This window comes from Sphingobium sp. CCH11-B1 (assembly GCF_001556865.1).
Classification (GTDB): Bacteria; Pseudomonadota; Alphaproteobacteria; order Sphingomonadales; family Sphingomonadaceae; genus Sphingobium.
In genome coordinates this window covers 1-10,565 of record NZ_LSJY01000111.1, presented here as the reverse complement: position 1 = coordinate 10,565, position 10,565 = coordinate 1, and the positions used below count along the sequence as shown (strand labels likewise).

Annotated in this window: 10 protein-coding genes and 1 pseudogene; 4 read left to right on the top strand and 7 right to left on the bottom strand. The window is 65.6% G+C overall.

Translation table 11 applies throughout. The features are described from left to right. Nucleotides 1-13: 13 nt before the first annotated feature. Genes AX724_RS11660 through cyoA form a run of 5 tightly spaced genes read right to left on the bottom strand, consistent with a single transcriptional unit; the run spans nucleotide 14 to nucleotide 4,958 of the window. Nucleotides 14-718: an SURF1 family protein gene (locus AX724_RS11660; protein WP_066766446.1), complete on the bottom strand. Its 705-nt coding sequence runs from the start codon at nucleotides 716-718 to the stop codon at nucleotides 14-16. 1 nt (nucleotide 719) lies between these two features. Beyond that, nucleotides 720-1,205 (bottom strand): cytochrome o ubiquinol oxidase subunit IV, encoded by a 486-nt coding sequence (cyoD, locus tag AX724_RS11655; protein ID WP_082733496.1) that lies wholly within the window; start codon nucleotides 1,203-1,205, stop codon nucleotides 720-722. Next, nucleotides 1,202-1,825, bottom strand: a complete 624-nt coding sequence (cyoC, locus tag AX724_RS11650; RefSeq protein WP_066766444.1) for a cytochrome o ubiquinol oxidase subunit III — start codon at nucleotides 1,823-1,825, stop codon at nucleotides 1,202-1,204. Before cyoC ends, cyoD begins: the two co-directional genes overlap by 4 nt. A gap of 5 nt (nucleotides 1,826-1,830) precedes the next feature. Continuing rightward, the gene (gene cyoB, locus AX724_RS11645; protein WP_066766434.1) at nucleotides 1,831-3,834 is read right to left on the bottom strand and encodes a cytochrome o ubiquinol oxidase subunit I; all 2,004 of its coding nucleotides are present in this window, start codon (nucleotides 3,832-3,834) and stop codon (nucleotides 1,831-1,833) included. A gap of 5 nt (nucleotides 3,835-3,839) precedes the next feature. Beyond that, complete coding sequence (gene cyoA / locus AX724_RS11640; RefSeq protein WP_082733495.1) at nucleotides 3,840-4,958, bottom strand: ubiquinol oxidase subunit II; 1,119 nt, start codon at nucleotides 4,956-4,958, stop codon at nucleotides 3,840-3,842. 187 nt (nucleotides 4,959-5,145) lie between these two features. Here cyoA and AX724_RS11635 point away from each other — a divergent pair, with 187 nt between their 5' ends. After that, a complete protein-coding gene (locus AX724_RS11635) occupies nucleotides 5,146-6,477 on the top strand; it encodes an MFS transporter (RefSeq protein ID WP_066766432.1) in 1,332 nt (443 codons plus the stop codon). Here AX724_RS11635 and AX724_RS11630 read toward each other — a convergent pair. Both AX724_RS11630 and AX724_RS11625 read right to left on the bottom strand, forming a co-directional pair. Then, entirely contained in the window at nucleotides 6,474-7,349 is an 876-nt protein-coding gene (locus tag AX724_RS11630; RefSeq protein ID WP_066766451.1) for a glycosyltransferase family A protein, read from the bottom strand. The two genes, AX724_RS11635 and AX724_RS11630, sit on opposite strands and share 4 nt — an antisense overlap. Nucleotides 7,350-7,353: 4 nt before the next feature. Continuing rightward, the gene (locus tag AX724_RS11625) at nucleotides 7,354-8,616 is read right to left on the bottom strand and encodes an ammonium transporter (RefSeq protein ID WP_066766430.1); all 1,263 of its coding nucleotides are present in this window, start codon (nucleotides 8,614-8,616) and stop codon (nucleotides 7,354-7,356) included. A gap of 187 nt (nucleotides 8,617-8,803) precedes the next feature. Between AX724_RS11625 and AX724_RS11620 the strand changes: the two genes are divergently transcribed. The 3 genes and pseudogenes from AX724_RS11620 to AX724_RS11610 all read left to right on the top strand — a co-directional run. Then, nucleotides 8,804-9,505, top strand: a complete 702-nt coding sequence (locus tag AX724_RS11620; RefSeq protein ID WP_066766448.1) for an NAD-dependent deacylase — start codon at nucleotides 8,804-8,806, stop codon at nucleotides 9,503-9,505. Between the two features lie 65 nt (nucleotides 9,506-9,570). Further along, nucleotides 9,571-10,323, top strand: coding sequence for a class I SAM-dependent methyltransferase (locus AX724_RS11615; RefSeq protein WP_066766428.1), 753 nt, complete (start codon nucleotides 9,571-9,573; stop codon nucleotides 10,321-10,323). Nucleotides 10,324-10,352: 29 nt separating this feature from the next. Beyond that, a pseudogene (locus tag AX724_RS11610) lies at nucleotides 10,353-10,565 on the top strand (hypothetical protein); the annotation flags it as partial.

Genomic DNA, 10,565 nt, shown 5'->3' with positions numbered 1-10,565 from the left:
GTACGGGCAGTCTTCACCGGTCGCCGTCCTTCGCGGTCCTGCGCAGGACCAGGATATAGCCCGCGACAGTCATCGCCGCCATCGTGAACCAGGTGATCGCATATTGCAGGTGATTGTTGGGGAAGCGCACGACGGTGAGGCCACCGACGGGATAGGCCTGGCGCGAGGGAGATGCCTGCGCGTCGATGAAATAGTCGGGAATCGCCTTCACGCCCCGCGACCGGGCGATGGCGGCGACATCGCGTGAATACCAGCGGTCGGCGGCGGGATCATTGTCGCGCAGGAAGCCGCCGCCCGGTTCGGAGAGGCGCAGCAGGCCCGTCACCCGCACATTGCCCGCCGGCCGGTCATAACCTGTGCGGCGGTCGGGAACGAAGCCGCGATTCACCAGCACGATGCTGCCATCCGGGCGACGCAGCGGGGCCAGCAGCCAGAAGCCGGGGCCGAGCATGGTGGACGCCTGGACCAGCGCAGCCTTGTCGTGAAGGAACGTCCCGCTGGTCGCGACCCGGCGATATTCGTCTGCCCTGGCGGCGCGATCCGGTGCGGGGACGGGGGCGGCATGGATGCGGGCGTCGACCCGGGCGATCAGGTCACGTTTCCAGCCCAGGCGCTGCACCTGCCAGATGCCAAGCGCGGCGAAGCCGGAAAAGAGGAGCAGGGCGATCGACGTCAGGCCGATCGGGAGCGCCGGCGGCGCCCGCCGGACCCCGCAGATGTCACGGCATCTCGCTCATGTTGTGCCCACCCATATCGTGCCCGCCCATATCGTCCATGGTGCGCATTTCCTGCGTCGACCCCATGTCCATGTTCATGTCGCCCATGTCCTGCTGCGCGTGCGGCATCATGTTGCTGTTCAGATGATACATGACCCACATGGAGCCGGACAGGGTGATGACGACCAGCACCAGCGTCAGCATCATCGCCATGAAGGACCAGCCGCCTTCGACCCGGGTGTTCATGTGCAGGAAGTAGATCATATGGACGACGACCTGCACCGCGGCGAAGGCCATGATGACGAAGCCGGTGAGGCGCGGGTCGCCCAGCACGCCGGACATGACGAGCCAGAAGGGGATGGCCGTCAGGATCACCGACAGGCCAAAGCCGATCATGTAGCTGCCGAAGCTGCCATGCGCGCCGGCGTCGTGATGATCGTCATGATGGGCATGGTCATGCCCGCCATGGGGATGGACAGCATCGTTCACCGCAGGACTCCCATCAGATAGACAAAGGTGAAGACGCCGATCCAGATGACGTCGAGGAAGTGCCAGAACATGGAAAGGCACATCAGGCGGCGCTTGTTGGCAGAGATGAGCCCCTTGCGCGCGACCTGCACCATCAGCGTGATCAGCCAGATCGAACCGAAGGTGACGTGCAGCCCGTGGGTGCCGACCAGCGTGAAGAAGGCCGACAGGAAGGCGCTGCGCTGCGGACCCGCGCCCTCATGGATCAAGTGCGCAAATTCATAAAGTTCGATGGACAGGAACGCAGCCCCGAACAACAGGGTGACGAACAGCCAGCCCTGGGTCGCGCTGACCTTGTTCTTTTCCATCGCCAGCATGGCAAAGCCATAGGTGATGGAGGAGAAGAGCAGCATCGCGGTGTTGAGCGCCACCAGCGGCAGGTCGAACAGGTCCTTGGGCCCCGGCCCGCCGGCATAGTTGCCGCCCAGCACCGCATAGGTGGCGAAGAGGATGGCGAAGATGAGGCAGTCGCTCATCAGGTACATCCAGAAGCCCAGCATGGTGCTGTGGCCTTCATGGAGGTGCGGTTCCTGCGCCAGGTGATAGGCCCTGGGTTCCGCCGGTGCAGCTACACTGCTCATATCAGTCAGGCTCCCGCCGCGAGGGCGCGCGTGCGCGCTTCCTCGGTGCGCGTCACGACATCCGCGGGGATGTAGAAGTCGCGCTTGTAGTTGAAGGTGTGGCCGATGGCGACCGCGATCATGCCGATGAAGCTCAAGCCCGCAAGCCACCAGATATACCAGATGAGGCTGAAGCCGCAGAGCGTGGCGAGGGCAGCGAGGATGACGCCCGTGCCCGTGCTGCTGGGCATATGGATCGGCTGGAAGCCGGCCGTCGGACGCTTGTAGCCGTGCCGCTTCATGTCCGCCCAGGTGTCGCCATCATAGACGACCGGCGTGAAGGCGAAATTATATTCCGGCGGGGGCGAGCTGGTCGCCCATTCCAGCGTACGGCCGTTCCACGGATCGCCCGACAGGTCGCGCAGTTCGTCCCGCTTCCATATGGAGACGGCGAACTGAATCAGCATCGCGCCGATGCCCACGGCGATGGTCGCAGCACCGATGGCGGCGATGACGAACCAGATCTGCAGCGAGGGATCGTCGAACACCCGCATCCGGCGCGTCACGCCCATCAGGCCCATGACGTAGAGCGGGCCGAAGGCGAGCCAGAAGCCCACATTCCAGCACCAGAAGCTGATATGCCCCCAGAACTGGTTCAGCCTGAAGCCGAACGCCTTGGGCCACCAGTAGTTGATCGCCGCGAACAGGCCGAACAGCACGCCGCCGATGATGACATTGTGGAAATGCGCGATCAGGAACAGCGAATTGTGCAGCACGAAGTCCGCAGGCGGCACCGCCAGCAGCACGCCGGTCATGCCGCCGACCGTGAAGGTCAGCATGAAGGCGACCGTCCACATCATCGGCAGTTCGAAACGGACCCGGCCGCGATACATGGTGAACAGCCAGTTGAAGAGCTTCGCACCCGTCGGGATCGAGATGATCATCGTCGTGATGCCGAAGAAGCTGTTGACGCTGGCGCCCGACCCCATGGTGAAGAAGTGGTGCAGCCACACGAGGTAGGAGAGCACCATGATGCAGCAGGTCGCATAGACCATGGAGGTGTAGCCGAAGAGGCGCTTGTTCGAGAAGGTCGAGGTGACTTCCGAGAAGACGCCGAACAGCGGCAGGATGAGGATATAGACTTCCGGGTGGCCCCAGATCCAGATGAGGTTCACGTACATCATCGGGTTGCCGCCGAAGTCGTTCGTGAAGAAGTTGGTGCCGGCATACCGATCCAGCGAAAGCAGGACCAGCGTCGCGGTGAGGATCGGGAAGGAGGCGACGATCAGGACGTTGGCGCAGAGCGAGGTCCAGGTGAAGACCGGCATCTTCATGAGGGACATGCCCGGCGCGCGCATCTTGATGATGGTCGCGATCAGGTTGATGCCCGACAATGTCGTGCCGACGCCTGCCACCTGCAGCGCCCAGATATAATAGTCGACGCCGGTCGCCGGACTATAGTCGATGCCCGACAATGGCGGGTAGGCGAGCCAGCCGGTCTGCGCGAATTCGCCCAGGAACAGCGAGCACATCACCAGCACCGCGCCGCCCGTCGTCATCCAGAAGGAGAAATTGTTGAGGAACGGGAAGCTGACGTCGCGCGCGCCGATCTGGAGCGGGACGATATAGTTCATGAGGCCGGTGATGAAGGGCATCGCCACGAAGAAGATCATGATGACGCCGTGGGCGGTGAACACCTGGTCATAGTGGTGGGCGTTCAGATAGCCTTCCGACCCGTTGAAGGCGATCGCCTGCTGCAGGCGCATCATGATCGCGTCGGCAAAGCCGCGCAGGAACATGACGAGGCCCAGCACCATGTACATGATGCCGATCTTCTTGTGGTCGACGCTGGTGAACCATTCGCGCCAGAGATAGCCCCAGAGCTTGAAATAGGTGAGCGCCCCGACCAGCGCCACGCCGCCCAGCACCACCGCGCCGAACGTCGCGACGACGATGGGTTCATGCCATGGGAACGCATCCCAGGTCAGACGTCCGAAGATCATCTGTGTCGTTGTCATTGTGCCAGTCATGGGCCTTACCGATGCTGGGCGTGCGCGTGCGCGCCGCCATGGGAAGAGGGATCGGCGGACGGCGCGCCGTGCGCACCGGGTGCGTCGGGGGCGGTTTCCTGCCCCTTATTCTGGTCGGTCTGTTCGATCACATGGCTTTCGGGAAAGTCATATTGCAGACCACGCGTGTCACGCGCGGATTCCTTGCCCGCCCCGCCCATCATGTCGACATGCATCAGTTCGGCCATGCAGCGCTGGCCGGGCCGGGGGCAGAGGTTGACGACCGCGTCGAACAGCTTGGGGTCGGCGGCGGTGAAATAGGCGACCGGCGCCTTTTCGCTGGGCTTGGCGAGGGAGAGATAGAGGGTGCGGTCGAGCGGCACCTTGCTTGCCCTGACCAGCGCGACCCACTTGTCGAAGCCGGCCCGGTCCATCGCCTGATAGTTAAAGCGCATGTGGGTGAAGCCCGCGCCCGAATAGTTGGCGGACAGGCCCTTGCCGGACGCCGGCCGGTTGGCGACGGCGTTGAGCTGCGTCTTCATGCCGGGCATGGCGTAGATCTGGCCAGCCAGTTCCGGCACGTAGAAGCTGTTCATCACGGTCGATGCGGTGATGTCGAAGCGAACGGGCACGTTGGTCGGGACCGCCAGTTCGTTGACGGTGGCGATGCCCAGTTCAGGATAGATGAACAGCCATTTCCAATCGAGCGCCACCACCTGCACCACCAGCGGCTTCGCCTTTGGATCGATGGCGGTCCCGGCGTCGATGCGGTCGAGCGGGCGATAGGGGTCCAGCTTGTGAGTGCTGACCCAGGTCAGCGCGCCGAGGCAGATGATGATGAGCAGCGGCGCCGACCAGATCAGCAGCTCCAATTTGGTGCTGTGATCCCAGTCCGGGTCATAGTCCTTCTCGGTCGCCTGGTTGCCGGCCCGATAGCGGATCGCGAACCAGACGACCATCGCCATCACCGGCAGCACGATGAGCAGCATCAGCGCGGTGGAGATCAGGATCAGGTCGCGTTGTTGCAGCGCAATATCGCCGGAGGGGTTCATCACGACCCAGTTGCACCCGGCAAGGGGCGCCGCCAGAATCGGGGCCGACCAGCGCAAAAGCCTGATCCGGTTGGGAGAGAGTGGCTGTGACATGGCGCGCGCCTACCCCCTCTTTACAGAGTCGGCCAGTGGGCAATTTGTCCCATTCTGTGCGGACGCAAAAATTATTAAGGGGGTGGGATACTGCTTAGACTCTGGCGGTTTTCTGTTATGTTGCCTTTCCCTGGCCGCTGGCAGACGAGCAAACCGCGTCGGCGGCCCAGCCAAGGAGCGGATGCCTATGAATTCTGGGGCCATTGCCTTCACCTCCACGCCACTTGAGGATGACGCGCGCAAGATCAACGCGCGCGACCATGCGATTGCGCCAGGTGATATTTCCATCGGTGTGATCATCGGTCGCACCTCCGAATTCTTCGATTTCTTCGTCTATGCCATCGCGTCGGTGATCGTATTCCCCAGCCTGGTCTTCCCCTATGTGGACGCCCTGACCGGCACGCTCTATTCCTTCGCCATCTTTTCCGTGGCCTTCATTGCCCGCCCGATCGGTTCGCTGGTCTTCATGGCGATCGACCGCCGCTATGGCCGCGGCACGAAGCTGACCGGCGCGCTGTTCCTGCTGGGCAGTTCGACCGTGGCCATCGCTTTCCTACCGGGTTACGAGACGATTGGCCATTATGCTGCATTAGTGCTGGTCATCCTGCGCGCCGCGCAGGGAATCGCGCTGGGCGGCACGTGGGACGGGCTTGCCTCGCTCCTGTCGCTGAATGCGCCGCAGCACCAGCGCGGCTGGTATGCGATGGTGCCGCAGCTTGGCGCGCCGCTGGCGCTGCTGGTGGCGAGCGGGCTGTTCGCCTTCTTCCTGCTCAATCTGTCGCCGGAGGATTTCATCAGCTGGGGCTGGCGCTATCCCTTCTTCGTGGCGTTCGCGATCAACGTGGTGGCGCTGTTCGCGCGGCTGCGCATCGTCGTCACGCATGAGTTCGCGCGGCTGTTCGAACAGCGTGACCTGGTGCCTTCGCCCGTGCTGCCGACCTTGAAGGCGGAGGGGCGCAACATCATCATCGGCGCCTTCGCGCCGCTGGCCAGCTTCGCACTGTTCCACATGGTGACGGTGTTTCCCCTGAGCTGGGTCGCGCTCTACACCAATCAGCCGATCGAACGCTTCCTCATCATCGAGATGATCGGCGCGTCCGTGGGCTTGCTGGCGATCGTCGTATCGGGCTTCATCGCCGACCAGATCGGCCGCCGCTCGCTGCTCGGCTGGTCGGCGGGCGGCATCGCGGTGTTCAGCGTGATGGCGCCGCTGCTGCTGAACGGCGGGGACCTGGGCGAAGTGGCGTTCATGATCCTGGGCTTCATGCTGCTGGGCCTTGCCTTCGGCCAGTCGTCGGGCGTGGTCGCGTCCAACTTCGCGACCGAGGCGCGCTATACCAGTTCGGCGCTGACCTCCGACCTTGCCTGGCTGGTGGGCGCTGGTTTCGCGCCGCTGGTCGCGCTGCTGCTGTCGGTCAAGTTCGGGCTGGCGGCGTCGGGCGTGTATCTGCTTTCGGGCGCGGTGGCGACGATGATCGCGCTGTATGTGAACAAGGAACTCGCTGGCCGCGACCGTTAACTGGCCGCCTTGCGCATCCGCTGAAGCGCTTTCCGGTCGAACCAGCCGGTGAGGCCGGGGCGCGGGCGCCAGCGGGGCAGCCATTCGCCGTAAAGGCTCGCAAGACGCGCGGGGAGCCCATCCGGCCCCTCGCGCGTCATGATGTCGGACAGGATGCGGTTCTGAAAGAATCGCACCGAATAGCTGGTGAGCCGCCGATATTGCATCAGCCAGCTGGCGGGGCGGAACAGGCTGACCTGTTCACACAGGAAACCCGCCCCGTCGCAGGCCAGCACCCGGTCATGCACCCAATGGCTGTCCGGCTGAAGGTCCGTGTGCGCCCAGCTCGCCACCAGCCCGTCGTCGCCGATCAGGTCGTCGGGCAAGCGCAGGCCCCGGTCGCGAATGGCGGCGACGAAGCGGCCGGAGAGCGCATAGAGATCGCCGAACAGGCCGCCTTCCGCGCGCAGCCCGGCCTGATAGGCGGCCGCCATCCGCCCGTTCATCGGCAGCCCGGCAGCGGCGTTGGCGGCGGGGTTCGCGGCCAGATCGGCCACCAGCGCATCGATCGACCCGGCGACGATCTCCGCGTCGCCATCCATGAAGATGACGGTGCTTTCCCGGCCGGTCAGCAGCCTGTGGACAGCGTGGTTCCAGGTGCGCGACTTGCCGCCCTGAACGATGTCGTGGACAAAGATGTTGGCGCGCCCGCCCGCGGCTGCTTTCGCGCGTTCGGCGGTCCTGTCGGTGGAGCCGTTCACCAGGACATGGAAGACCGTGTCCGGCCGATCCAGCGGCAGCGAGGCGAGGCAGCGGCCGATCCGGCGCTCCTCCTGATGCGCGAAGATGGCGACGGCGACGGACGCCGGAGGCGAGGGCGGCGGGACCGTCATCGGATCAGCGGAAATCCCAGCTTTGCTGGCCGTGCTGGGCGGCATCCAGCCCCTCCGTTTCGGCCTGCGGGCTGACGCGCATGGGGATGAGCAGCGACACCATGAGGGCCGCGATGGCGCTGCCGACCAGTGCCCAGAGCGCGACCACGAGGATGCCGATGCCCTGCGCGGCGAGCGCGCCTGTCAGGCTGACATTCTGTTCGAACCCGACGCCGCCCATGATCGGCAGGGCGAAGACCGGCAGCAGCAGCACGCCGGCCGCGCCGTGGATGACGAAGATCTGCGCGGCATCGTCCACCCATTTGCCCGCAACCGACGCAGCGAGGCGGCACAGGATCGCGGCGATGGCGCCGATCAGTATCGCGCCGCCGGTCCCGACCAGCGCGGCGGAGGCGGAGATGGCGGCGATCCCGGCCAGCGCGCCCGACAGGATGCCGGTGGCGCTGCTCCGCCGCGCAAGCAGCCGGTCGAGCAGCGCCCAGAAAAGCGCGCCCGCGCAGGCAGCGAAATGATGGTTGAGGATGGCGGTCGCCGCGTCGTCGGTCGCGCCGAGCGCCCAGCCGCCGACCGCGCCGGACAGGCCGATCCACAGCAGCGCGCCGCCGGTGAGGGCGAGGAGCGGGGCATGGCCCGGCTGCGTCCCTTCGCGGCGGCCGCCAACGATGAGGGCCAGCGCCAGCGCGGAAAATCCGGCCGTGGCGTGGACGGTCAGCCCGCCGGCAAAATCCATGACGCCGAGGTCCGCCAGCCAGCCGCCGCTCCAGACGGCGTGGACCACGGGCGCATAGACGAGCAGCAGCCAGAGCGGCGCGAAGGCGATCCACCAGCCGATCGCGGTGCGTTCCGCCACCGCGCCCACCATCAGCCCGGCCGCGAGCAGGGCAAGGGCGAGCTGGAACAGGACGAAGGCCGATTCGGGCACGGTCAGCCCGTCGCGCAATGCCCCGAGATTGGCGAGCATCAGGTTCGCGCCGCCGCCCAGCCAGCTGTCGCCGGGCGCATAGGCAAGGCTGTACCCTGCAATGGCCCATGCGAGCGACACGACGCCCGCGACGGCGGCGATCTGCGCGGCGACAGACAGGGCGCCGCGCACGTTCACTTGTCCCGCAAAGCGCAGCATCAGTCCCGGCAGCGCGGCAAGCATCAGCAGCAATGCGCACAGGATCATCCAGCCGGTGTCGCCGCTGTCCGCGACCGCCACCTGCGCGAAGGCGGGCTGCGGGTTCGCCACCGCAAGGAACAGGAGCAGGGCATGGGGAAAGCGCATGAAATGATGTCCGGCTATGGTCTTTGCCCATGGCTCTAGCGGAGGGCCGGTAAAGTTTTCGATAAGCATTCGTGCGACACGCCGGCCGAAACGCGACAGGGGACGTTCCTATCGTCGTGGCTTTGCCGTCATCCCCTTTCGTCACCTGCCCATTCCCGCCGCCCGTTCCCGCCGCTATCGTCACGGCATGACTCGGGACATTCACAACATCGTCATCCTGACCGGCGCGGGGGTTTCGGCGGAGAGCGGGCTGGCGACCTTTCGCGGGCCGGACGGACTGTGGGAAGGGCACAGGGTCGAGGATGTGTGCACGCCCGAAGCACTGGCGCGGGACAGGGCGCTGGTGCACCGTTTCTATGACGAGCGGCGGGCGAAGCTGAAGGAGGTCGCGCCCAATGCCGCGCATGAGGCGCTGGCGGCGCTCGACCGGGCGTGGGGCGGAGAACTGCTGATCGTGACGCAGAATGTCGACGACCTGCACGAGCGGGCGGGGGCGCAACGGCTGATCCACATGCATGGCGAACTGAAATCGGCGCTGTGCGCAGCATGCGGCAAGGCCGCGCCCTGGGAAGCGGCGCTGCCGCCTGGAAGCACATGCGACGGGTGCGGCAGGCCCGCGTTGCGGCCCGACATCGTCTTCTTCGGAGAGATGCCCTATCGGATGGACGAGATCGACGCAGCGTTGCAGGACGCTGACCTGTTCGTGTCGATCGGCACGTCGGGCGCGGTCTATCCCGCCGCCGGCTTCGTTCAGACGGCGCGGCATCATGGCGCGCGCACGCTGGAGCTGAACCTCGATCCGTCTGCGGGAAGCCTGTATTTCCATGAAAGCCGGCTCGGCCCCGCAAGCCTGCTGGTGCCGGAGCTGGTGCGGGAGCTGCTGGCATAAGCGCTCGCAAAATGTACGGCTTATAGTATAGCGCGGGCCATGAGCATGGCGCAGCGGAGCATCGGGTGATTACTGTCCAGCGGGTGGCGAAGGCCGCCGGCAAGCATTTGACGAAAGGACTGCTGAAGGTCCGCAAGGCGATGGGCGCGCGCCGCAATCGTGGCTGTCCGGCATGCGGCGCGACTGTGGTCGGCTTTTTCCGCTATGGCGACAATGGCGAGTGGGGATGCCCCGAATGCAACGCGTCGCCGCGCGAACGGCTGATGAACTGGCTGATCGGGCAGGAGCGGCTGAACGTGCCGGCCGATGGCGCCGTGCTGCATGTCGCGCCCAATGAGGCGAGCCTGGTTCGCCGCTTTTCGATCGCCGCCGACTATGTGCCCGCCGACCTGCACCCGGAAATCTATCCGGTGCCCGGAATGCGGCGCATCGACCTCATGGAAATGGCGGAGGAGGGCCGGTACGACCTCTTCTACGCCAGCCATGTGATGGAGCATGTGCCCGATGACGGCGCGGTGCTGCGCAACATCCACCGGGCGCTCAAGCCGGGCGGGGAGGCGTGGCTGATCGTGCCGCTATGGGATAAGCCGACGCAGGACGGCAGTTTCGCCATGTCCCCGCGCGAGCGCGAGCGGCGCTTTGGCCAATGGGACCATGTGCGCCAATATGGCCCGGACTTCGCCGACCGCATCCGCGCGGCGGGTTTCGACCTGGAGGAGATCGACGCAGCCTCCATCGATCCCGATGTGCGCCATTTCCACGCGCTGGACGACCGGCTGTTCCGCGCGCGCAAGCCGGCGGGAGCCGCGCGCGAGTGAGCCGCCGGGGGGGCGAGGGGCCGGGCCGGCTGGAGGGGTCCGCCCGCATCCTTGCGCTGGTGAAGCTGGCCAATGTCGGCATCGTGATGGTCTGGGGCTTTGCCGTGACCTTCGTGTTCGTGCGCGTGCTGCCGATCGCGGAGTTCCAGGCGTTCCTGCTGCTCGTCGCCTTCGGCAATTTCACCATCTCGGCCGAATTCGGCCTGACCAGCATCATCTATGCCCGGTTGCGGCGGCATTGG

Coding starts and splice junctions, on each gene's coding strand:
- cyoB (WP_066766434.1), bottom strand. CDS start 3,834: ATGACTGGCACAATGACAACGACACAGATGATCTTCGGACGTCTGACC.
- AX724_RS11620 (WP_066766448.1), top strand. CDS start 8,804: ATGACTCGGGACATTCACAACATCGTCATCCTGACCGGCGCGGGGGTT.
- AX724_RS11625 (WP_066766430.1), bottom strand. CDS start 8,616: ATGCGCTTTCCCCATGCCCTGCTCCTGTTCCTTGCGGTGGCGAACCCG.
- cyoC (WP_066766444.1), bottom strand. CDS start 1,825: ATGAGCAGTGTAGCTGCACCGGCGGAACCCAGGGCCTATCACCTGGCG.
- AX724_RS11635 (WP_066766432.1), top strand. CDS start 5,146: ATGAATTCTGGGGCCATTGCCTTCACCTCCACGCCACTTGAGGATGAC.
- cyoA (WP_082733495.1), bottom strand. CDS start 4,958: ATGTCACAGCCACTCTCTCCCAACCGGATCAGGCTTTTGCGCTGGTCG.
- AX724_RS11630 (WP_066766451.1), bottom strand. CDS start 7,349: ATGACGGTCCCGCCGCCCTCGCCTCCGGCGTCCGTCGCCGTCGCCATC.